Origin of the sequence: Streptomyces albicerus (genome assembly GCF_008905045.1) — a bacterium.
GTDB lineage: Bacteria > Actinomycetota > Actinomycetes > Streptomycetales > Streptomycetaceae > Streptomyces > Streptomyces albicerus.
In genome coordinates this window covers 1-22,485 of record NZ_VWMY01000112.1, presented here as the reverse complement: position 1 = coordinate 22,485, position 22,485 = coordinate 1, and the positions used below count along the sequence as shown (strand labels likewise).

Here is a 22,485-nt window from a genome sequence, read left to right as displayed (position 1 = left end):
CTGGAGACTCCAGCCCGCCCGGCACTTTCAGGCTCGCCCGGCATCCAACAGCCCGTCCGGCGATTGAGGACGAGGCCGCCAGGCCGACAGCGGGGGTCCGGGGGCGCAGCCCCCAGTGGCGGGCACCCTCACACGAGGTTGACCGACCGGGCCTGCGTGGCCCCGATCTCCTCGGCCAGCTCCGTCAGAACCGCCTGCGGAACCGTGTCGTCCACCGTCAGCACCGCCAGCGCCTCGCCGCCCAGGTCGGTGCGGGACACCTGCATACCGGCGATGTTGATGCCGGCCTCGCCGAGGATCCGGCCGAGGGTGCCGACGACACCGGGACGGTCGGCGTAGTTGAGGACGACCATGTGGTCGGCGAGCGCCAGATCCACGTCGTACTCGCCGACGGCGACGATCTTCTGGTGGTGCTTGGGCCCGGCGAGGGTGCCGGAGACCGAGACCTCCTGGCCGTCGCCGAGGGTGCCGCGCACGGTCACCACGTTCCGGTGGTCCGGGGACTCCGAGCTCGTGGTCAGCCGCACCTCGACGCCGCGCTCCTGCGCGAACAGCGGGGCGTTCACGTACGACACGGTCTCGTCGACGACGTCCTCGAACACGCCCTTGAGCGCGGAGAGTTCGAGCACCTTGACGTCGTGCTGGGTGATCTCGCCGTACACCTCGACGTCGAGGCGGACCGCGACCTCGCCCGCGAGGGCGGTGAAGATGCGGCCGAGCTTCTCGGCGAGCGGCAGGCCCGGCTTGACGTCCTCGGCGATGACACCGCCCTGTACGTTCACCGCGTCCGGGACCAGCTCACCGGCGAGGGCGAGCCGCACCGAGCGGGCGACGGCGATACCGGCCTTCTCCTGAGCCTCGTCCGTGGAGGCACCGAGGTGCGGGGTGCAGACGACCTGGTCGAGCTCGAAGAGCGGGGAGTCCGTGCAGGGCTCCTTCGCGTACACGTCGAGGCCGGCGCCGGCGACGCGGCCCTCCTTGAGCGCGGAGTACAGCGCGACCTCGTCGACGATGCCGCCACGCGCGGCGTTGACGATCCGGACCGACGGCTTGACCTTGTGCAGCGCCTCGTCGCCGATGAGACCGAGGGTCTCGGGCGTCTTGGGCAGGTGGACGGTGATGAAGTCGGAGACCTCGAGCAGCTCGTCCAGCGACAGGACCTTCACGCCCATCTGCGCGGCGCGAGCGGGCTGTACGTACGGGTCGTACGCGACGACCTTCATGCCGAAGGCCGACATGCGCTGGGCGACAAGCGCACCGATGCGGCCCAGACCCACGACACCGAGGGTCTTCTCGGCCAGCTCGACGCCGGTGTACTTGGAGCGCTTCCACTCGCCGTTCTTCAGCGCGGAGTTGGCCTGCGGAATGTTGCGCGCGGTGGCGACGAGGAGACCGCAGGCGAGCTCGGCGGCGGTCACGATGTTCGAGGTGGGGGCGTTGACGACCATCACGCCGGCCTTGGTGGCCGAGGACACGTCGACGTTGTCCAGGCCGACGCCGGCTCGTGCGACGACCTTCAGTTTGCCGGCGGCGGCGATGGCCTCCGCGTCGACCTTGGTGGCCGAACGGATCAGGATCGCGTCGACGTCGGCGATGGCGGGCAGCAGCTCAGCCCGGTCCGCGCCATTGACGTGCCGGATCTCGAAGTCCGGGCCCAGGGCGTCGACAGTTGCGGGCGACAGCTCTTCAGCGATGAGTACGACAGGTTTCGAGCTCACGTGAGTCCTCACAGGTCCAATGCGGACGGCCGTCCCGACGGCCGCAGGCGGTGGAGGGTGCTAGCCGCGTGGAAGACGCACGACGTTGTGGGCCTGACGCGTATGTAGTGCAGCAGTCTAGTGCCGCCGCGGAGGTCGTCTTACGTCTCCACGGAAGGATCACTCGTCCGTGGCTGGACACCATGGACAAGCGGGTTACCGGAGGTTCGGCAACGGGGCCGCGGCGAATCACCGCGGCCCCGTCCCTACGGCTTACGCCTCGTCGTCATTGACCCACGACATGAGCTTGCGGAGCTCCTTGCCGGTGGTCTCCAGGAGGGAGTTCTCGTCCTGGGTCTTGTACTCGTTGTACTTCTTCAGACCGCCGTGGTACTCGTCCATCCAGGCCTGGGCGAACGTGCCGTCCTGGATCTCCGCGAGGACCTTCCGCATCTCGGCCTTGGTGGCATCCGTGATGATCCGCGGACCGGTCACGTAGTCGCCCCACTCGGCGGTCTCCGAGACCGACCAGCGCATCTTCTCCAGGCCGCCCTCATACATCAGGTCCACGATCAGCTTCAGCTCGTGCAGGCACTCGAAGTAGGCGATCTCCGGCTGGTAGCCCGCCTCGGTCAGCGTCTCGAACCCGGCCTTCACCAGCGCCGCCGTACCACCACAAAGCACCGCCTGCTCACCGAACAGGTCGGTCTCGGTCTCCTCGGTGAACGTCGTCTTGATGACCCCGGCCCGGGTGCCGCCGATGCCCTTGGCGTACGACAGCGCCAGCGCGAAGCCGTTGCCGGTCGCGTCCTGCTCCACGGCCGCGATACACGGCACGCCGCGGCCCTCCTCGTACTGCCGGCGCACCAGGTGGCCCGGACCCTTCGGCGCCACCATGCACACGTCGATGCCGGCCGGCGGCTTGATGAACCCGAACCGGATGTTCAGCCCGTGGCCGAAGAACAGCGCGTCCCCGTCGCTCAGGTTCGGCGCGATGTGCTCCTCGTAGACCTGGGCCTGGATCGGGTCCGGCACGAGGATCATGATGACGTCGGCCTCGGCGGCCGCCTCCGCCGGGCTCACCACGCGCAGCCCCTGCTCCTCGGCCTTCGCCTTGGACTTGGAGCCCTCGTGCAGACCGACCCGGACATCGACACCCGAGTCACGCAGCGACAGCGCATGGGCGTGGCCCTGACTGCCGTAACCGATGACCGCGACCTTGCGGCCCTGGATGATGGACAGGTCGGCGTCGTCGTCGTAGAACAGCTCGGCCACTGGGTCTCTCCTAAGTGTGCTGGGTGTTACGTCCCACCGTACGGCGGGAGGGGGAAGGGACGTTTCGGGGTCTCGGAATACGGGCGGTCGGCGGCTCTCCCACCGCCCGTTTCCAGTCGTACGTGAATCCTGTACGAGTCGTCCGTGGACCGGACGCGCCTTATGCCGACCGGTCGAGGGCGCGCAGTGACCGGTCCGTGATCGAACGCGCGCCGCGGCCGATGGCGATCGTGCCGGACTGGACGAGCTCCTTGATGCCGAAGGGCTCCAGCATCTTGAGCATGGCCTCCAGCTTGTCGCTGCCGCCGGTGGCCTCGATGGTGACGGCCTCCGGGGAGACGTCCACGGTCTTGGCGCGGAACAGCTGGACGATCTCGACGATCTGGGAGCGCGTCTCGTTGTCGGCGCGCACCTTCACCAGAACGAGTTCGCGCTGAACCGCGGACGACGTCTCCAGCTCGACGATCTTCAGGACGTTGACGAGCTTGTTGAGCTGCTTCGTGACCTGTTCGAGCGGCAGTTCCTCGATCACGTTCACCACGATGGTGATGCGCGAGATGTCGGGGTGCTCGGTGACGCCGACGGCGAGCGAGTCGATGTTGAAGCCGCGGCGGGAGAACAGGGCGGTGATCCGGGCGAGGACACCGGGCTTGTTCTCCACCAGGACGGAGAGCGTGTGCTTGGACATGGGTCTGCTTCCTTTACCTACGGCTCTCAGTCAGTCGTCTTCGTTGTCGCCGAAGTCGGGACGGACGTCCCGCGCGGCCATGATCGTGTCGTTCGAGGTGCCGGCAGCGACCATCGGCCACACCATCGCGTCCTCGTGGACGATGAAGTCGATCACGACGGGGCGGTCGTTGATCGAGTTCGCCTCTTCGATGACCTTGTCGAGGTCATCGGGCGACTCGCAGCGGATCGCGTAGCAGCCCATGGCCTCCGACAGCTTCACGAAGTCGGGGACGCGGGTGCCAGCGCTGGGCTGCTTGCCGTCCGCCTCCGGGCCGCTGTGCAGCACGGTGTTGGAGTAGCGCTGGTTGTAGAAGAGGGTCTGCCACTGGCGGACCATCCCGAGGGCGCCGTTGTTGATGATGGCGACCTTGATCGGGATGTTGTTCAGGGCGCAGGTGGTGAGCTCCTGATTGGTCATCTGGAAGCAGCCGTCGCCGTCGATCGCCCAGACCGTACGATCCGGGGCACCCGCCTTGGCGCCCATCGCGGCCGGAACCGCGTAGCCCATCGTCCCGGCGCCGCCGGAGTTCAGCCAGGTCGCGGGCTTCTCGTACTGGATGTAGTGCGCGGCCCACATCTGGTGCTGGCCGACGCCCGCCGCGAAGACCGTGCCCTCCGGCGCGAGCTGTCCGATGCGCTCGATGACCTGCTGCGGGGAGAGCGAGCCGTCCTCGGGCTGCTCGTAGCCGAGCGGGTAGGTCTCACGCCAGCGGTTGAGGTCCTTCCACCAGGCTGCGTATTTCGGCCCGGCGGCCTCGCCCTGGTCGCCCTCGCTGTGCTCCTTCTGGACGGCCTGGATCAGGTCGGCGATGACCTCGCGGGCGTCACCGACGATCGGCACGTCCGCGGCGCGGTTCTTGCCGATCTCCGCTGGGTCGATGTCGGCGTGGACGATCTTGGCGTACGGGGCGAAGCTGTCCAGCTTGCCGGTGACGCGGTCGTCGAAGCGGGCTCCGAGGGCGACGATCAGGTCGGCCTTCTGCAGCGCGGTGACGGCGGTGACCGAACCGTGCATGCCCGGCATTCCCACGTGCAGCGGGTGGCTGTCGGGGAATGCGCCGAGCGCCATCAGTGTGGTGGTGACGGGCGCTCCGGTGAGTTCTGCGAGGACCTTCAGCTCGGCGGTGGCGTTGGCCTTGAGAACGCCGCCGCCGACATACAGGACGGGCTTCTTGGCCTGGGTGATCAGCCGGGCGGCCTCGCGGATCTGCTTGGCGTGCGGCTTGGTCACCGGGCGGTAGCCGGGCAGGTCCTGGGTGGGCGGCCACTGGAAGGTGGTCCGCGCCTGGAGGGCGTCCTTGGCGATGTCGACCAGGACCGGTCCCGGGCGGCCGGTGGAGGCGATGTGGAAGGCCTCCGCGATCGTCCGCGGGATGTCCTCGGCCTTGGTGACGAGGAAGTTGTGCTTGGTGATCGGCATGGTGATGCCCACGATGTCCGCCTCCTGGAAGGCGTCCGTGCCGATCGCCTTGGACGCGACCTGCCCGGTGATCGCCACGAGCGGCACCGAGTCCATGTGCGCGTCGGCGATCGGGGTCACCAGGTTGGTGGCGCCCGGTCCTGAGGTGGCCATGCAGACGCCGACCTTGCCGGTGGCCTGCGCGTAGCCGGTGGCCGCGTGGCCCGCGCCCTGCTCATGACGGACGAGCACGTGCCGCACCCGCTTGGAGTCCATCAGCGGGTCGTAGGCCGGAAGGATCGCACCGCCGGGAATGCCGAATACCGTCTCGGCCCCGACCTCCTCGAGAGAACGGATGAGGGACTGCGCTCCCGTCACCTGCTCGGGGGCGGACTGCTGTCCTCCGGAACGGGGCCGCGGCTGCGGGTGGTGGGCCCCGGTGGCCTGCTCGGTCATCGGCATTCTCTTCTCGATGCTGAGGGTTTTTGCGAAGTTTGTGCGATGTACGACTGGTGCTTGTGCAACAAAAAACCCCTCGTGCCGTGAGGCAAGCGAGGGGAGCGCGCCGGGTGCGGTCGCTGGGAGTTCCGGTTCATCGATCCGGTGCGTCCCAGCTCAGCCGACGCGCTTTCCAAGTACGAGAATTCGGGTGCGCATGGCACAGACCCTCCCCCCGGCACACTGTGCGTGTCAAGTGGGTGGGACGGGAGTCTCATTATGTGAGCGGAGGGCGGTGCCGGTTCCGTACGCCCCCGAGGCCGCCCCGGCCGCATACGCGCTCGTGCCCCCACCTGCGTAGACGCCACTGCTGCCACCTCCTACGAAGACCGGCTCGACGGGGCCGTGGGGCATCGGGTAGGCGCCGGCGGTCAGCGCGCGGCGCAGTCGGTACTCGTCCAGGAGCCCGGAGAAGGCCCCGCCCTGGCCGTGCGTGCAGCCCATCGAGCGCAGGGCGATGACCTGCTCGGGCAGATCCACGCCGTCGGCCACGGTCTGCAGCCCCAGGTCGTTCGCGATACGCAGCAGCCCGCTGGTGATCTTGTGGAGCCGGGCGGACTCTACGACACCCTCGACCAGACTGCGGTCCAGTTTCAGTACGTCGACGGGGAGGCGGCGCAGTGCGGTGATCGAGGCGTAGCCGCTGCCGAAGCCGTCCAGGGCGATCCGGACGCCGAGGCGCCTGAGCGTGTTCAGGCGGCGCTCCAGCTCGTCCATGGAGACCTTGGGGTCTGTTTCGGCCAGTTCGACGACCAGGGCGCCGGAGGGGAGGCCGTGCCGGGTCAGCAGGGCCTCGACGGAGCTGAGGGGCATGGACCGGTCGAGGAGCCGGCGGGCGGTCATCCGGACGGCGACGGGCACGGCGAGCCCGGTGGCGGCGCGCTCGGAGGCCTGCTCGACGGCCTCCTCCAGCATCCAGCGGCCGAGCTCGGCGGTGCGGTCGCTGTCCTCGGCGACACGCAGGAACTCGGCGGGTGTGAACAGCACGCCCTGGGCCGAGCGCCAGCGCGCCTGCGCCGCGACCGCCGTGATCCGGCCGGTGTCGAGAGAGACCACGGGCTGGTGCAGCAGCGCGAACTCGCCGTCGTGCAGCGCGGCCCGCAGCCGGGTGGCGAGCTGGGCCCTCCGTACGACGTCCTGCTGCATCTGCGGCGCGTACAGCTCGACGCGGCCCTTGCCCGCCGCCTTCGCGCGGTACATCGCCAGGTCCGCGTTGCGCAGCAGCTCGCCCGCGCCCAGGCCGGGCTCGGAGAAGGCGACGCCGATGGACGCGGCGACCCGGACATCGTTGCCGTCGATGGTGTACGGCTGCGAGAGGGTCACGCGGAGCCGGTCGGCGAGCTCGAAGATCTGGTGCTCGCGTGCGGTGCGGTCGCGGCCTCCGTCGCCGACGATCAGGGCCGCGAACTCGTCGCCGCCCAGCCGGGAGGCGGTGTCGCTCTGCCGGACCGCTTCCTGGAGTCTGCGGGCGGCCTGGACGAGGAGCTCGTCGCCGGCCTGGTGCCCGATGGTGTCGTTGACGGCCTTGAAGCCGTCGAGGTCGATGAAGAGGACGGCGGTGCCGCGGTCCGAGGAGCGGCGGCCGGAAAGCGCCTGTCCGACACGCTTGGTGAACAGGGCGCGGTTGGGCAGGTCGGTGAGCGGGTCGTGCTCGGCGTTGTGCTGCAACTGGGCCTGGAGGCGGACCCGTTCGGTCACATCTCGGCTGTTGAAGATGAGGCCGCCGTCGTGGCGGTTGACGGTCGACTCGACGTTGAGCCAGCCGCCGTCGCCGGACTTGAAGCGGCACTCGATGCGGGTGGTGGGTTCCTCGGCGGGGCTGGCGGCGAGGAAGCGGCGCACCTCGTGCACCACGCAGCCCAGGTCCTCCGGGTGGATCAGCGAGGCGAGTTCGGAACCCCTGAGCTCCTCGGCGGGCCGTCCGTAGACCCCGGCCGCGGCCGGGCTCACGTACTGGAGTATGCCGCTCGGAGCGGCGATCATGATGACGTCGCTCGAGCCCTGCACCAGGGAGCGGAAGTGGTTCTCCTTCTGCGCCAGTTCGTGGGTGAGGGTGATGTTGTCGATGAGCATGATGCCCTGGCGCACGACGAGGGCGAGCACGACCGTGCCGCCGGTGATCAGCACCACGCGGTCGACGCTGCGGCCGTTGAGCACGTTGTAGAGGATCCCCAGCGTGCAGACGGCGGCGGCCAGGTAGGGAGTGAGCGCTGCCAGTGAACTGGTGATGGGCCGGCCGGCCGGATATCGACTGTGACCTCCTTCCTGGAGGGGCACGTGTGCCGCTTGTCCCTGCCGGGGCCCGGGCACGTAGCCGTACACCACGCGCGTGTGCCCCTCTTCTTCCGTGTGTCCGTGTCGTTGCCCCACCCAGGGGGCGTACGCGAGCAGCAGTGATCCGGCGAACCAGCCGGCGTCGAGCAGCTGCCCGGAGCGGTAGTCGTTGTGCAGCAGTGGTGAGGTGAACAGGGCGTCGCACATCACTGTCAGGGCCAGTGCGCCGATGGCGGTGTTCACCGCGGAGCGGTTCACCGACGAGCGCCTGAAGTGCAGTGCGAGCACCATGCTCACCAGGGCGATGTCCAGCAGCGGATACGCGAGCGACAGCGCGGTGTGCGCGACGGTCGGCCCCTCCGCCTTCGCCGCCTGGGCGAGCGCGAGGCTCCAGGCGAGCGTGAGCAGTGAGCCGCCGATCAGCCAGGCGTCCAGGGCCAGACAGACCCAGCCGGCTTTGCTCACCGGCCGTCTGGCGAGGACGAGCAGTCCCACGATGGCCGGCGGCGCGAAGCACAGGAAGAACAGGTCGGCGTAGCTCGGACTGGGCACCGGCCTGTCCAGGACGACCTCGTACCATCCCCAGACGAGGTTGCCCGCCGCCGCCATCGCGGAGGAGAGCGAGAACAGCAGCCATGCGGGTCGAAAGCGGCTGCGCCGGCCGCGGGCGCACAGGAAGCAGGAGACGGCCGCGGCGGCGGCCGCCGCGCTCAGCCCGAAGTCGCCCATGATCAGCGCGAGTCTCTGCGAGCCCCAGCCGAGCGCGGAACCGACGGCGTAGCCCGCGCACACCAGGGCCAGCACGAGCTGCGGGACCAGGCTCGCCCCGCCACTCGAGATCGGACGACGGGCCAGCAGCGCCCCCGGGGAGCTCACTGTGTCTCTCCGGTCCGCGCCGCCCCCGAGTCCCTCTGGTCCCGGTGTGCCGGATGTGGATGCCTTCTGCGACCGCTGGGCCTTCGGTGATGATGGCCGCCGTGGCCTCGTCTGCGCGTCGGTACACACCAGGGTCGCCGTCGGCGGCTCCGCCGCGTCGGATCGTTGCTCCATAGGCCGTGCATCGCCCGTCGCCCCCCTCGCAGTTCCTGTGTCAATCCCCGGCGCCGAACGGTGCGCGGCGCATCCCCTGTCGGGACGATACACCAGTATCGTCACTCAGGGACATAGCCTCTCTACGCTCCGTGACGATCAGCGGGGATACGGACACGGCCCGCATTCGGGAGACTGCGGAGGGTACCCGAAGCGGACTACGAGCCCGTCGTAAGGACCACGTTCCGCAGGGGCTCCCGGTTCACGAAACGGTTCAACTGGTCCACCAGGAGCCGCTTGGCGCGCGGGAAGAACGCGGACGTCGGGCCGCCCACGTGGGGGCTGATGAGCACACCCGGCGCATGCCACAACGGGTGTCCCGGGGGCAGCGGTTCGGGATCCGTGACGTCAAGGGCCGCCCGGAGCCGGCCGCTCTCCAGCTCGGCGAGGAGCGCCTTCGTGTCGACGACACCGCCGCGGGCGACGTTCACGAGGAGCGCCCCGTCCCTCATCCGCGCCAGGAAGTCGGCGCCGGCCAGGCCCTTCGTCTGCTCGGTCAGCGGCGTGATGAGGACCACCACGTCCGCTTCCGGGAGGAGTTCGGGCAGTGCGGTGATCGGATGCACGGGACCGCGCGCCGTTTCGCGTGCGGAGCGCGCGACGCGCGCCACCCGCGCGACCTCGAAGGGCGCGAGCCGGTCCTCGATGGCGGCGCCGACCGCTCCGTAACCGACGATCAGTACGGACTTGTCGGCGAGCGCGGGACGGAATCCGGACCGCCACTCCTCGCGGTCCTGCCCGCGGACGAAGTCGGGGATGCCGCGCAGGGAGGCGAGGATCAGAGTGAGGGTGAGCTCCGCGGTGCTGGCGTCGTGCACCCCGCGCGCGTTGCACAACCGTGCGCCCTTGGGGAGCAGTTCGAGTCCCGGCTGGACGTGGTCGATACCGGCGGACAGCGTCTGCACGACCTGCACGGACGTCATGTCGGCCAGGGGGCGCACCGAGATGTCACTGCTCTTCATATAGGGCACGACATAGAAGGCGCAGTCGGCGGGATCGGCGGGAAAGTCCTGCTCGCCGTTCCAGAAGCGGTAGTTGGGGCCCTCGGGGAGGCCGTCGAGGTCGTCTGCGTGAAACGGAAGCCACACTTCGTACGTCATGGTCAGGAGGCTATGCGAAGCACCTGGAGACGCAGAGGTTAGTTTGGGGTGCCAGGAAAGGGAGGGTACGGCCAGGTGGAGCGCAGGACGATCGGGGCGGCGGCGCTCGAGGTGGGGGCTGTCGGTCTCGGGTGCATGCCGATGAGCTGGGCGTACTCGGGTTCGCGGCAGCGGGGCGACGAGTCGCTGCGGACCGTGCACGCGGCCCTCGACCGGGGTGCGACGCTCCTGGACACCGCCGACATGTACGGGCCGTTCACCAATGAGCTGCTGGTGGGGCGCGTACTGAAGGAGCGGCGCTCCGAGGCCTTCGTGTCGACCAAGGTCGGCCTCCTGGTGGGCGAGCAGCACATCGTGGCCAACGGCCGCCCCGGCTATGTGAAGCGGGCCTGCGACGCCTCGCTGCGACGCCTGCAGACGGACGTCATCGACCTCTACCAGCTGCACCGCGCGGATCCGGAGGTGCCGGTCGAGGAGACGTGGGGCGCGATGGCGGAGCTCGTCTCGGCGGGCAAGGTGCGGGCGCTCGGGCTCTGTGCGGTGGGCGCGCGCTCCGGCCGCCGGTCGGGGGCACGGCTGCACGACGGAACGATCCGGCAGCTGGAGCGGGTGCAGCAGGTCTTCCCGGTGAGCGCGGTGGAGGCCGAGCTGTCGGTGTGGTCGCCGGAGGCCCTGGAGGGTCTGCTGCCGTGGTGCGAGGCGCGCGGCGTCGGTTTCCTGGGGGCGATGCCGCTCGGCAACGGCTTCCTGACCGGGACGCTCACCCCCGGTGAGGGCTTCGAACCCGACGACGTGCGGGCCCGGCACCCCCGCTTCACCGCCGAGATGATGGCCGCGAACCAGCCGATCGTCGTCGGTCTGCGGCGTATCGCCGCCCGGCACTCGGCAGGAGGAGCGGACGTCACCCCCGCGCAGGTGGCGCTCGCGTGGGTGCTTTCGCGGGGGCGGCACGTGGTGCCGGTGCCTGGGACGAAGCGGGAGTGCTGGGCGGCGGAGAACGCCGGGGCGGCCGGGTTGCGCCTGACGGCGGAGGATCTCGCGGAGGTGGCGGGGTTGCCTTCGGCGCAGGGGTCCTGGGACTGACAAGGGCCTCGGGTTTGAGAGGGATCTTGGGCCTGAGGGGGGATCTTGGGCCTGAACCGTACGGTTCGTGCGGGGTCCGGCGATTTGAGGTTCCGTGATCGGGAACCCGTGGGGCGCGAGCGGTGTATGAAAAGTAGAACCTGCCGCGTCGAAGGGATCCTGATCGTGCAACGTCGAGCTGTGACGGCCGTGTTGGCCGCAGCCGCGCTCCTGCTGACGGCCGGGTGCTCCTCCGGTGACGGGGAGGAGTCGGACGGCGGCAAGAGCGCGGCTCCGAGTAGTACGGAGCCGGGGGCCTCGGCTCCGGCCTCGGAGCAGGCGGCCGAGGAGACCCCGCCCGCCAAGGGCTCCGTGAAGGTCGTGCGGACCGTCACCGAGGGCCTGCAGACACCCTGGGGCCTCGCGCCACTGCCCGAGGGCGACCTCCTGGTGTCCTCGCGGGACGAGGGGACGATCACCCGGGTCGACGGGGAGACGGGCAGGAAGACCGAGCTGGGCTCGGTGCCCGGAGTCGCCCCCGCCGGTGAGGGCGGCCTGATGGGCCTGGCGCTCTCACCGTCGTACGCGTCGGACCACATGGTGTACGCGTACTTCACCTCGGACTCGGACAACCGCATCGTCCGCATGCTGTACGACGAGAAGAAACCGTCCGGTGAGCAACTGGGCGCGCCCGACACGGTGTTCAGGGGCATCCCCAAGGGCACGAACCACAACGGCGGCCGGATCGCCTTCGGCCCGGACAAGATGCTGTACGTGGGCACGGGCGAGACGTATGTCACCGAGCTCGCCCAGAACAAGAAGTCCACCGGCGGCAAGATCCTCCGCCTGACCCCGGACGGTGAAGCGGCTCCGGGCAACCCGTTCAACTCGCCGATCTACACATTCGGCCACCGCAATGTGCAGGGCCTGGCCTGGGACTCCAAGCAGCGCCTGTTCGCCTCGGAGTTCGGCCAGGACACCTGGGACGAGCTGAACCACATCAAGCCGGGCGACAACTACGGCTGGCCGGACGCTGAGGGCAAGTCCGACGACTCGAAGTACCACAACCCGATCGCCCAGTGGGGCGTGGCGGACGCCTCCCCCAGCGGCATCGCCTACGCCGAGGGCTCCATCTGGATGGCGGGCCTGCGCGGCGAGCGGCTCTGGCGCATCCCCCTGCGCGGCACGGAGGCCTCGGCGGACCCCCAGGCCTTCCTGGAGGGCGACTACGGCCGCCTGCGCACGGTGGTCTCGGCGGGCGGCAACAAGCTGTGGCTGGTGACGAGCGAGACAGACGGACGGGGTTCTCCGGAGAGCGGGGACGACAAGATTCTGCAGCTGGAGGTGAAGTAGGACGCCTGGAAGCCCGGAGGTGAGACAGGACGCCGGTGAGGCAGGACGCCCGAAGGCAGTGAAGGCAGTGCAGGCAGGGTGCCTAGTCGGGGGACTCTGAGGCTGGGGTGCCTACGTCGGGGGTCGCGGCGTCCGGCTCGGCTTCGGGCTGTGCCGGCAGGCGTACGACCACCTTGCCGGAGGACAGGTCTATCGGGCCCCGCCCGGGGTCACCGTCGTTCAGGTCCACGCGGCTCAGCTCCAGCCGCTTGCGCTCCTCATCGGTGTGCTTGCGGCCTGGTGCGAAGAGCTGCTCGATCATGTTGAACACGGTGCCTCCCTCGGCCCGGGGTCTCTTACAGCGTAGACCTCACCCTGTGGATCACATCCGGTGGATCTCACCCGCCGTCCCGGGCGAGTGGATCTCACCCGGCTGTCCGGGCGGCGGCCGTCTCCGGTGGGAACAGCCGCATCCGGTGTGCCACCGCCGCCGCCTCGCCCCTGCCCGAGACGTTCAGCTTGGCGAGGATGTTGGAGACGTGGACGCTGGCCGTCTTCGGGGAGATGAAGAGTTCCTCGGCGATCTGGCGGTTGCTGCGGCCCACGGCGACCAGACGCAGGACGTCGCGCTCGCGGCTGGTGAGGCCGAGCGCCTCGGCCGGGTCGGCGGGAGCGAGGGAGGACCGCTCGGGGGCGCGGGCGAGGGTGAGGCGGGCGCGCTGGGCGAGCAGGGCGACCGCGTCGGCGAGCGGGCGCGCGCCGAGGTGGTCGGCCACCGCCCCGGCCAGCCGCAGCAGTTCGGTGGCGCGGTCCCGCTCCTCCTCGCCGCCGCCGGAGGCCAGCAGGGACTCGGCGAGCCGGTGGCGGACCCGGGCGAGGTCGTAGGGACGCTCGAGCGGTTCGTAGGCGGCGAGCGCCTCGGACCAGTCGTCCGGGGTGTCCCGGCCCTCGGCGCGCAGCAGCTCGGCCCGTACCCAGCGCTCGTGTGCCTGCCAGACGGGCACGTTCGTGGCGAGTTGCTTGGCGGCTCTGCGGATGCGCTCCAGGAGGTCGGCGCGGCCCTGTTCGGCGACGGGCAGTCCGCGTGCGTCGGCCTCGGCGGTCGCGGCGGCGAGCAGGAGGGGCCAGCCGTAGCGGTGGGTGCCCGGTGGGAATCCGGTACTCAGAGCTGCGTCCAGCTCCGCGCGGGCGTCGAGGAGGCGGCCCTCGCCGGCGGCGATGCCGATCGCGAGGGTGATCAGCGGCAGCGCGTGCTGGGGCACGATGTCATGGGTGCCGAAGTGGCCACGGGCGGCGGCCAGTTGGCGGCCGGCCTCGGCCACGTCGCCCCGGGCGAGCGCGAGCATGCAGTGGAGCTGGGCGCGGAAGCCCCGGGGCTTGGCACTCTGGCCGACCCGCTCGGAGTTGACCCCGGCTTCACTGGCCTCGTCCCAGCGTCCCAGGGAGTAGCAAGATTCTGCGAGGTTGCCCCAGACCCAGGCCTCGGTGTCCAACAGGCCGAACTTCCGGGCCAGTTGGACACCCTCCTCAAGGATCCGGACGGCGTCCTGGGAGCGGCCGATGCCCTCCAGGTGGGACGGCAGGTTCACATGGGCGCGGCCCACCACATAGCCGGCGCCGAGCTCCTCCGCTCGCTCCTTGACCTCGTGCACCTCGGCGAGCCCCGCCTCGATGTCGCCCGACTCGACGAGAAGCCCGCCCAGGGTGAGCCGCGCGTTCAGCTCGATGTCGCGGGCGCCCACCATGCGGGCGTACTCCACCGCGCGTTCGGCGGCCAGCAGTGCCTCCGGGCCCGGCTTGTGGCACATCGACCAGTGGGCGACGTTGGCGAGGACGTCGGCGTGCACCTCGGACGGCGGCAGTCCCCGGACCAACTCCTGGGCGGTGGCGAGCTCCTGCCACCCGTCGCCCCGGGCCAGTGACTCGACGAGCCGGGAACGCTGCGTCCAGAACCAGGCGGAACGCAGCGGATCGCCCTCGTCCTCCAGGATGTGCAGCGCTCGCTTGGTGATCTTCAGGGCGCGTTCGCGCTCCCCGCCGAACCGGCCCGCGACGGCGGCCTCGGCCATCAGGTCGAGGTAGCGCAGCGGTGTGGTGGCCGGGTCGCAACCGCAGGGCGGGTAGATCTCGGTGTAGTCGACGGGGCGCAGTTCGGCGCGTACGGCCTCGGGGGCCATGTCCCACAGCTCCATCGCCCGTTCCAGGAGCCGCAGTTGTTCCGAGTAGGCGTGCCGGCGGCGGGCCGCCACGGAGGCGTCGAGGACGGCGGGCAGGGCCTTGGCGGCGTCATGCGCGTGGTACCAGTGGCTGGCGAGGCGGGCGGCGCGCTCGTCGGCCGGGACGAGCGTGGGATCGGCCTCGATCACTTCCGCGTATCGGCGGTTGAGGCGGGAGCGCTCGCCGGGCAGCAGGTCGTCGGAGACCGCCTCGCGCACCAGGGAGTGGCGGAAGCGGTAGCCGTCCCCATCGGGCGTCGCGAGCAGGATGTTGGCGCCGACGGCGGCCCGCAGCGCCTCGATGAGGTCGTCCTCGGTGAGCCGGGCGACGGCGGCGAGCAGCCGGTACTCCACGGTGGAGCCGCCCTCGGCGACGATCCGGGCGACTCGCTGGGATCCCTCGGGCAGGCTCTCGACACGGACGAGCAGCAGATCGCGCAGGGAGTCGGTGAGGCCGCCGGTGCGGCAGCCGTCGTGGGAGGCCACCGCGAGCTCCTCGACGAAGAACGCGTTCCCGTCGGAGCGCGCGAAGATCTCGTCGACCTGGGCCGGGTCGGGCTCGCTGGCGAGGATTCCGGCGATCTGGCGGCCGACCTCGGCGTGGCTGAAGCGGCCGAGTTCGATCCGGCGGACCGTGCGCAGCCGGTCGAGTTCGGCGAGCAGCGGGCGCAGTGGATGGCGGCGGTGGATGTCGTCGGCGCGGTAGGTGGCGACGACGAGGAGGCGACCGCTGCGCAGTGTGCGGAAGAGGTAGGCGAGGAGGTGGCGCGTCGAGGCGTCCGCCCAGTGCAGGTCTTCCAGAAGGACGACGACCGTGCGGTCGGCGGCGACGCGCTCCAGGAGGCGGGCGGTGAGTTCGAAGAGGCGGGCCATGCCGTCCTCGTCGTGCCGCCCGCGTGAGGTGTCGCCCAGCTCGGGCAGCAGCCGGGCCAGCTCCTCCTCCTGCCCAGCGGCCGCGTCGGCCAGTTCGTCGGGGAGTTGGCGGCGCAGAGCGCGCAGGGCGGTGGAGAAGGGCGCGAAGGGCAGCCCGTCGGCGCCGATCTCGACGCAGCCGCCGATCGCCACGACGGCACCCTCGCGGTAGGCCGCGGTGGCGAACTCCTCGATGAGCCGGGTCTTTCCGACGCCGGCCTCGCCGCCGAGCAGCAATGCCTGTGGCTCGCCCGCGGTGGCGCGGGCGAGCGCGTCGTTCAGTAGGCCCAGTTCGTCGGCCCGGCCGACGAAGACCGGACTGACGGACCTGGTCTCCACAGCGCCGAGCATCGCACAGGGGTCCGACACCGCGGCACTGGTTATTGAGGGCCTGACCGTGCCTGTGGGCCCGTCCGCGGTGGCGGACGGGCCCACAGGCACGGGGCGGCCGGCGATCGGGAGAGCGGTCACCGTGCCCCCACCCCTCTCAGGACGGTCGACCCCCGTACGACCGCCCTCCCGTGGGCCGGCGCTCATGCGGCGCGTGCGAACCAGTGCCGGCGTTGGCGGTTGGTATGCACCCGCCCCTCGCTGTCTTCGCGGCCGGATCGCGCGGCCTCGCGCTTGGCGGCGCGGCGGCTGCGGACGGCCTCGCGGGCCAGGCGGTAGTTGTGGGCCTCGCGGATCATTTCCGCGGAACGGATCTGCTGGAGCTCGTACTCGAACATCTCGTACCCCTCGTGGTGAGTCACTGTCGGCTTCGCTCTTTTGCGATGCCTCAACCTTCGTCTCCAAGGGGGGTGCGCCACATCGGGAGAGTTCCGCATCTTGCGCGCACGAAGGGCCTTAGTCCCGCCGTAAGTGTCTTACGCCGGGCCTAAGGCCCCTCAGGACGTGCGGTTTTCAGCTCGTGGACGGCATGGAGAGGAGGATGTCGGAGTACTTGAGGACGGCCAGCAGCAGGCCGACGACGCCGAGCGAGACGCCCGCCCAGGCGACCGACTTGACCCACGGGGACTGGGCCGGGATCCGGTCGGGGTTCCCGAACGCGGGGCGGATCAGCACCACGACGCCGACGATCAGCGCGGCCAGCGCGAAGAACCCGGCGACCAGCGCGTTGGCGTTCCACGAGTCGCCGTAGACCTGCTGGATCTGCTCGGCCACACCGGCGCTCTGAGCGGTCTCCAGCTGGCCGTACAGCGAGTCGCGCGCCTGCGCGACGGTGCCGACCCAGCTGCCGGTCAGCGAGACGATGCCGAGCCCGGCGGAGACGACGGCGGCGGCACCCAGGCCCACGCCGGAACCTCCGGCGGCCGCGTCTGCGGCCTCGTCGTCCTCGCCCAGGACCTCGGAATCGGCCTGGTCATCGGCCGCATCGGTGCCTTCGGCCGCCTCGACCTCGCCGATCGCTGCAGTCTCGTCGCTCTTGGTGAGCTCCACGGCCTCCTCGTCGCGCTTTGCCTCGGTGCCGGTCTTGACTCCGGCCTCGTCTTCTGTCTTGGTTCCCATGCCCCGCACGGTACGGACGCTGTCTGAGAATTTCTTAAAGATCCCAAGATCCTCACGCGCGAGTCGGCTTATCGCCTCACTTGTCGTCCCGCACGCGCGCGCGTGCGGCCCGCCACTCGTCCGCGAGGACCGCCCAGACTTCCCTGTCCTGTCGTACGCCCCGGTACGGGTAGCTCTCCCTCAGGACGCCCTCACGGCGCATGCCGAGCCGCCGCGCCACGTTCAGGCTCGGCTCGTTGGCGGAGGCGGCGTACCACTCCACGCGGTGGATGCCGCGCTCGTCGACCGCCCAGTCGATGAGGACCCGCGCCGCGCGCGTGATCAGGCCGCGGCCCGCCGCCGCGGGCTCCAGCCAGCAGCCGAGCTCGCAGTTGCCGTGCTCGGCGTCGAAGATCCGGAAGAGCACTCCGCCGACGAGCTTCCCGTCCAGCCAGATCCCGTGCAGGCTGCCCGCGTCGGCGGCCTTCTTGTCGGCCCACGACTGGAGCAGCTCCCGCGCGGCATCGGCATCCGTGGCACGTGACCCGAAGGGGATGAACTGCTGTACGAACTCACGCCCGCGGTCGAGATGGGCGAGGAACTCCTCGGCCTGCCACGGCTCCAGGGGCCGCAGTTCGCCGCCGTCGTCACCCAGGGATATCGCGTACATCCTGCTGCCGCTCCTTCGCGAGTACATCCACGAGCGCTTCGTCGCGCGCCTTCGGGATCCTCGCACGGGCGTCGGAGTCGGCGGTACGGATTTCCGGTGCCTCGATACTGATGCGCGGCAGGCGCCGGTCGAGCCAGCCGGGCAGCCACCAGTTGGCGCCGCCCAGCATGTGCATGAGGGCGGGCACCAGGAGCGTACGCAGCACGAAGGCGTCGAGGGCGACCGCGGCGGCGAGTGCGATGCCGAACATGGCGATGACGCGGTCGCCGCTGAGCACGAAGGCCAGGAAGACCGAGATCATGATCACGGCGGCGGAGTTGATCACACGGCTGGTCTCGGCGAGGCCCACCCGGACGGCCCGCCGGTTGTCGCCGGTTTCCAGCCACTCCTCGTACATCCTGCTGACCAGGAACACCTGGTAGTCCATGGAGAGCCCGAAGAGCACGGACACCATGATCACGGGCAGGAAGGGTTCGATCGGGCCCGCGCGGCCGAGGCCCAGCAGTTCGCTGCCCCAGCCCCACTGGAAGATCGCGACGACGACTCCGAAGGCGGCGGCGACGGCCGCGACGTTCATCGCGGCGGCCTTCAGGGGGATGCCGATGGAGCGGAAGGCGAGCAGCAGCAGGACACAGCCGAGGCCGATGACGACGCCCACGAAGAGGGGCAGTTTGCCGACGATGACGTCGGCGAAGTCGTCGTATGCGGCGGTCATGCCGCCGACCTGCACGTCGAGCGTGGTCCCGGTCTCGGCCCGCGGCAGCACCTCGGTGCGCAGCCGGTCGACGAGTTCACTGGTCTTCTGGGACTGCGGCGAGGACTCCGGTACGACGCTGAGGTACGCGGTGTCGCCGTCGATGTTGTACGTCACCGGGGTCGCCGTCCGGACGCCTTCGGTGGCCCGGAGCGTGGCGTCGAGGTTGTCGAGGGCGAGCCGGTCCTGGGCCCCGCCGACCTGCGTGACGAGGGTCAGCGGCCCGTTCAGGCCGGGGCCGAAGCCGTCCGCGAGCAGGTCGTAGGCCTGCCGTGTGGTGGCCGATTCCGGGTTGTTGCCCTGGTCGGAGGTGCCCAGGTGCAGCGAGAGCGTCGGGAGCGCGAGCAGGGCCATGACGGCCAGGGCGACGCCGCCGAGGAGCTTGGGGTGCCGCTCGACGAAGGCGGACCAGCGGGCGGCGAGGCCGGTGGGTATCTCCGGTTGGGGCCCGTGCTCGTCCAGGCGGCGGCGCTCGCGGCGGCTGAGGGCGCGCATGCCGATGAAGGAGAGCAGCGCGGGCAGCAGGGTCACGGAGGCCGCGACGGTGAGGATCACGGTGAGCGACGCGGCGATCGCGACGCCGTTGAGGAAGCCGAGCCGCAGTATGAGCATGCCGAGCAGGGCGATGCAGACGGTGGCGCCCGCGAAGACGACCGCGCGCCCGGTGGTGGTCACCGCGTTCCGCGCGGCCTCCTCGACCGAAAGACCGCGTTTCAGGCCGCGGCGGTGTCTGGTCACGATGAACAGCGCGTAGTCGATGCCGACGCCGAGCCCGATCAGCATGCCGAGCATCGGTGCGAAGTCGGCGACGGTCATCACATGCCCGAGCAGCACGATCGCGGCGTACGCGGTGCCGACGCTGACCAGGGCCGTGGCGATGGGCAGCAGCGAGGCGGCGAGCGAGCCGAAGGCGAGGAAGAGGACCACGGCGGCGACGATCACGCCGACGACCTCGGCGATGTGTCCGCCCGAGGACTCGGTGAGGGCGATGGCGCTGCCGCCCAGCTCGACCTGGAGCCCGTCCGTCTCGGCGGCCTTCGCGGCCGCAACGACGGCCTCGGCCTCGCCCTGGTCGATGTTCTCGGCCGAGTCGTCGAAGGTCACGGTGGCGTAGGCCGTACGTCCGTCGCCGCTGATCTGGCCCGAACCGTGGCCCTCGTACGGGCCGGCGACCGCGGCCACTCCGGGCAGGCCGGCGATCTCGTCGAGGGTTCGGCTCATGGTCTGCTCGACGTCGGCGGCGCGGACCGTGCCCGGGCTGGAGTGCCAGACGACGGTGTCGCTGTCGCCGCCGAAGCCGGGGAAGCCGTCCTGGAGGAGCTGGGTGGCGCGGCCCGACTCGGTGCCCGGCGCCTCGTAGTCGTTCGAGTACGCGGACCCGGCGACGGCAGCGGCGGCGGTGATCCCGCCGAAGGCAACGAGCCAGAGCAGTACGGCGACGAGGCGGTGCTGGACACACCAACGTGCTAGGGCTGCCACGGACCAGCTCCCTGGGTGTTTTGTGGATCTTTATCGGGAACTGCCCGCAAAGAACGCATGACGAATGCGCAATCACTCTTGCAGCCGGAAATGATCGTTTGCCGCATTCATGGGGTTAATCACAAGAGTGGGAGACAGTTCACACGACAATTCAATGAACTCTGTCGTCCCTCACGGCGTCCGCAGGCACACCATTGGGGGTGCATCGGTGCCGATGCACCCCCGATCGACAACATGAAGTACGCGTACGGCCTCAGCGCTGTTCATAACCCCGCAGGAACGCCCGCACCCCGGACACGATCAGCTCGTTCCGCTCCTCGTCCGGCATGGAACGAGCCCCTTGGTATGTGCGCTCGCTGATCTCGCCGAGGGTCAGCCACAGGAAGTGGGTCGCGGCACGCTCCGGATCCGGGGCGTCGAGCAGCCCCTCGCCGGCGAGCTCCCCGAAGCGGGCGGCCACCTCCTTGAGGGCGCGGTCGGGGCCGGAGGCGCGCCATGCATCCAGGAACTCCTGCGGGATGTGGCCGACTTCGGCCCGCAGCTGCCGTACGACGGCGAAGTGGTCGCCGTACCGGTACATCGGCGACATCCAGGCGTGCGCGAAGTCGACGAGATCGGCCTCCAGGTCCGTGACCTTGTACAGCCGTCGGTCGATGGCGTCGATATGGGCCCGTACGACCTCCTCCGACCCCTCCACGACGACAACGCGGAAGAGCTGCGCCTTGCCCTCCGGGAAGTGGTTGTAGATCGTGCGGGTGGAGACCCCGGCCTCCTTCGCGATGGAGTCGATACCGGCGCGGGTGTAGCCGTCGCGCCCGAAGACCCGGCGCGCCCCTCGCACGATCGCCTGCCGCTTCTCCGCGAGCCCTTGTCTCACGCGCCCTGCCCCTTCCTGTCGCGAGTCACGGTATCCGGACCAGGAAATTTACAACGATCGTTGCACTTGCTGCCATGAACGTTGTACTTTTTCGGCATGACGAACTCATCCATGAGGAACTCATCCACGACCTCTTCCTTCTCGACTTCCTTCTCGACTTCGTTCTCGACCCACACCGCGTACGGGGCACGATGAGCGCCACCCTGCCGACGCAGACCGAGGGGAACGGGCGGAACGGGGGTTCGCCTCTTCCGCCCATACCCCGGCACGTGCTGGCCCTCGCGGGCGTCGTGGTCCTCGGCTCGTTCATGACGGTGCTCGACTTGACCATCGTCAATGTCGCGCTGGACCACCTGTCGCGTGCCTTCGACGCGCCGCTGTCCGTCATCCAGTGGACGGTGACCGGCTACTCGCTCGCGCTGGCGACCGTCATCCCGGTCACCGCGTGGGCGGTCGGCCGGTACGGCGCCAAGCGGGTCTTCCTCACCGCCGTCACGCTCTTCACACTCGGCTCGGCGCTCACCGGCCTTGCCTGGAACGCCGGTTCGCTGATCGCGTTCCGTGTGCTGCAGGGGCTCGGCGGCGGCATGATCGTGCCCGTCGCGATGACGGTGGTCCTGCGCGCCGCCCCGCCCGAGCGCAAGGGCACGATGATGGGCATCCTCGGCATCCCCGTCCTCATCGGCCCGATGGCGGGTCCGATCCTCGGGGGCGTCTTCACCGACTCGCTCTCCTGGCGCTGGATCTTCTTCGTCAACGTCCCGGTCGGCGCCCTCACCCTGCTGCTCGGGGCGCGTGTGATGCGCGGCGACGACGAGCGGATCCGCCGCCCGCTGGACCTGGCAGGACTGCTGACACTCTCTCCAGGTCTCGCGGCCCTGCTGTACGGGCTGACGCTGGGCGGCGAACGCGGCGATTTCGGCACTCCCGGGGTCGTCGTCCCGCTCGTCGCCGGTACGGCGCTGGTGGCCGCCTTCGTCGTACGGGCGTTGCGGGCGGACCACCCCCTGCTCGACCTGCGGCTGCTGCGCAGAGCGTCGGTGGGCCGTGCGGTGGCGACGATGGTGCCGTTCTCGGCCGCGTACTTCGGCTCGATGATCCTCGTACCGCTGTACTGGCAGCAGGAGCGCGGCCTGTCCGCCACCGAGGCCGGGCTTCTGATGGCCCCTCAGTTCCTGTTCAGCGGCACGGTGATGCAGTTCTCCAGCCGTGTCTCGGACCGTGTCGCGACGCGCGCCATCGTCGTACCCGGCGTCCTGGTCGCCGCCGCGGGCTTCCTCGCCTTCGCCGTCCAGGCCGGCTCGGACACCCCGTACTGGCGCCTGGTCGCCTCCCTCGCCGTCATGGGCACCGGCGTCGGCATGACCAACATGCCCGTCATGGCCTCCGCCACGCGCGGCCTCGCGGACTCCGAAGTCGCCGCCGGCAGCACGGCGTTGAGCATCATCCTGCAGATGTCCGCGTCCGTCGGCACGGCACTGACGGCTCTGCTGCTGACGGCGACGGCCGGATTCCGTACGACGCTGCTGTGCGGGGTGGGGTTGCTGGCGCTGGCGCTGCCGATGGCGCTGCGGCTGCCACGCTCCCGCCCGTCCAGTAATTGAGCACGAGCCCAATCAGCCCGTCCGGCGTTT

Annotated in this window: 16 protein-coding genes; 3 read left to right on the top strand and 13 right to left on the bottom strand. The window is 70.1% G+C overall.

Going from position 1 to position 22,485, the window contains the following annotated elements; all coding sequences use genetic code 11:
* Positions 1-128: 128 nt before the first annotated feature.
* From serA to GAS53_RS50795, 6 genes are all read right to left on the bottom strand, one after another.
* Positions 129-1,718 carry a phosphoglycerate dehydrogenase gene (serA, locus tag GAS53_RS50820; protein WP_151484635.1) on the bottom strand — a complete coding sequence of 530 codons (1,590 nt, stop codon included), beginning with the start codon at positions 1,716-1,718 and terminating at the stop codon, positions 129-131.
* 252 nt (positions 1,719-1,970) lie between these two features.
* Complete coding sequence (ilvC, locus tag GAS53_RS50815) at positions 1,971-2,972, bottom strand: ketol-acid reductoisomerase (protein WP_151484634.1); 1,002 nt, start codon at positions 2,970-2,972, stop codon at positions 1,971-1,973.
* A 160-nt stretch (positions 2,973-3,132) separates the two neighbouring features.
* A complete protein-coding gene (gene ilvN, locus GAS53_RS50810; RefSeq protein WP_151484633.1) occupies positions 3,133-3,660 on the bottom strand; it encodes an acetolactate synthase small subunit in 528 nt (175 codons plus the stop codon).
* Between the two features lie 30 nt (positions 3,661-3,690).
* Positions 3,691-5,562, bottom strand: coding sequence for an acetolactate synthase large subunit (locus tag GAS53_RS50805; RefSeq protein ID WP_151484632.1), 1,872 nt, complete (start codon positions 5,560-5,562; stop codon positions 3,691-3,693).
* 228 nt (positions 5,563-5,790) lie between these two features.
* Positions 5,791-8,922 (bottom strand): putative bifunctional diguanylate cyclase/phosphodiesterase, encoded by a 3,132-nt coding sequence (locus GAS53_RS50800; RefSeq protein WP_151484631.1) that lies wholly within the window; start codon positions 8,920-8,922, stop codon positions 5,791-5,793.
* A gap of 197 nt (positions 8,923-9,119) precedes the next feature.
* Entirely contained in the window at positions 9,120-10,061 is a 942-nt protein-coding gene (locus GAS53_RS50795) for a 2-hydroxyacid dehydrogenase (RefSeq protein ID WP_151484630.1), read from the bottom strand.
* A 75-nt stretch (positions 10,062-10,136) separates the two neighbouring features.
* Between GAS53_RS50795 and GAS53_RS50790 the strand changes: the two genes are divergently transcribed.
* Both GAS53_RS50790 and GAS53_RS50785 read left to right on the top strand, forming a co-directional pair.
* Positions 10,137-11,144: an aldo/keto reductase gene (locus GAS53_RS50790; protein ID WP_151484629.1), complete on the top strand. Its 1,008-nt coding sequence runs from the start codon at positions 10,137-10,139 to the stop codon at positions 11,142-11,144.
* 126 nt (positions 11,145-11,270) lie between these two features.
* Positions 11,271-12,476 (top strand): PQQ-dependent sugar dehydrogenase, encoded by a 1,206-nt coding sequence (locus GAS53_RS50785; RefSeq protein WP_151484628.1) that lies wholly within the window; start codon positions 11,271-11,273, stop codon positions 12,474-12,476.
* 82 nt (positions 12,477-12,558) lie between these two features.
* Here the strand turns inward: GAS53_RS50785 and GAS53_RS50780 are convergent, their stop codons facing one another.
* The 7 genes from GAS53_RS50780 to GAS53_RS50750 all read right to left on the bottom strand — a co-directional run bounded on the left by GAS53_RS50780 (position 12,559) and on the right by GAS53_RS50750 (position 20,851).
* Positions 12,559-12,786 (bottom strand): DUF6191 domain-containing protein, encoded by a 228-nt coding sequence (locus tag GAS53_RS50780; RefSeq protein WP_151484627.1) that lies wholly within the window; start codon positions 12,784-12,786, stop codon positions 12,559-12,561.
* Between the two features lie 94 nt (positions 12,787-12,880).
* Positions 12,881-15,934, bottom strand: a complete 3,054-nt coding sequence (locus GAS53_RS50775; RefSeq protein WP_151484637.1) for a helix-turn-helix transcriptional regulator — start codon at positions 15,932-15,934, stop codon at positions 12,881-12,883.
* 182 nt (positions 15,935-16,116) lie between these two features.
* Positions 16,117-16,311 carry a hypothetical protein gene (locus tag GAS53_RS50770; protein ID WP_151484638.1) on the bottom strand — a complete coding sequence of 65 codons (195 nt, stop codon included), beginning with the start codon at positions 16,309-16,311 and terminating at the stop codon, positions 16,117-16,119.
* A 175-nt stretch (positions 16,312-16,486) separates the two neighbouring features.
* Entirely contained in the window at positions 16,487-17,092 is a 606-nt protein-coding gene (locus tag GAS53_RS50765) for a hypothetical protein (RefSeq protein WP_151484626.1), read from the bottom strand.
* A 76-nt stretch (positions 17,093-17,168) separates the two neighbouring features.
* Positions 17,169-17,741: a GNAT family N-acetyltransferase gene (locus tag GAS53_RS50760; RefSeq protein WP_151484625.1), complete on the bottom strand. Its 573-nt coding sequence runs from the start codon at positions 17,739-17,741 to the stop codon at positions 17,169-17,171.
* A complete protein-coding gene (locus tag GAS53_RS50755; RefSeq protein WP_151484624.1) occupies positions 17,719-19,974 on the bottom strand; it encodes an MMPL family transporter in 2,256 nt (751 codons plus the stop codon). The genes GAS53_RS50760 and GAS53_RS50755 overlap by 23 nt, the downstream gene beginning before the upstream one ends.
* A gap of 253 nt (positions 19,975-20,227) precedes the next feature.
* The gene (locus GAS53_RS50750; protein ID WP_225859631.1) at positions 20,228-20,851 is read right to left on the bottom strand and encodes a TetR/AcrR family transcriptional regulator; all 624 of its coding nucleotides are present in this window, start codon (positions 20,849-20,851) and stop codon (positions 20,228-20,230) included.
* 74 nt (positions 20,852-20,925) lie between these two features.
* Between GAS53_RS50750 and GAS53_RS50745 the strand changes: the two genes are divergently transcribed.
* Entirely contained in the window at positions 20,926-22,455 is a 1,530-nt protein-coding gene (locus GAS53_RS50745) for a DHA2 family efflux MFS transporter permease subunit (RefSeq protein ID WP_225859630.1), read from the top strand.
* Positions 22,456-22,485: the final 30 nt, after the last annotated feature.

Excerpts from the sequence above, each read along its gene's own strand:
- ilvN (WP_151484633.1), bottom strand. The coding sequence starts at position 3,660 with ATGTCCAAGCACACGCTCTCCGTCCTGGTGGAGAACAAGCCCGGTGTC.
- GAS53_RS50805 (WP_151484632.1), bottom strand. The coding sequence starts at position 5,562 with ATGCCGATGACCGAGCAGGCCACCGGGGCCCACCACCCGCAGCCGCGG.
- GAS53_RS50800 (WP_151484631.1), bottom strand. The coding sequence starts at position 8,922 with ATGGAGCAACGATCCGACGCGGCGGAGCCGCCGACGGCGACCCTGGTG.
- GAS53_RS50795 (WP_151484630.1), bottom strand. The coding sequence starts at position 10,061 with ATGACGTACGAAGTGTGGCTTCCGTTTCACGCAGACGACCTCGACGGC.
- GAS53_RS50785 (WP_151484628.1), top strand. The coding sequence starts at position 11,271 with ATGAAAAGTAGAACCTGCCGCGTCGAAGGGATCCTGATCGTGCAACGT.
- GAS53_RS50775 (WP_151484637.1), bottom strand. The coding sequence starts at position 15,934 with ATGCTCGGCGCTGTGGAGACCAGGTCCGTCAGTCCGGTCTTCGTCGGC.
- GAS53_RS50770 (WP_151484638.1), bottom strand. The coding sequence starts at position 16,311 with ATGTTCGAGTACGAGCTCCAGCAGATCCGTTCCGCGGAAATGATCCGC.
- GAS53_RS50765 (WP_151484626.1), bottom strand. The coding sequence starts at position 17,092 with ATGGGAACCAAGACAGAAGACGAGGCCGGAGTCAAGACCGGCACCGAG.
- GAS53_RS50760 (WP_151484625.1), bottom strand. The coding sequence starts at position 17,741 with ATGTACGCGATATCCCTGGGTGACGACGGCGGCGAACTGCGGCCCCTG.
- GAS53_RS50745 (WP_225859630.1), top strand. The coding sequence starts at position 20,926 with ATGAACGTTGTACTTTTTCGGCATGACGAACTCATCCATGAGGAACTC.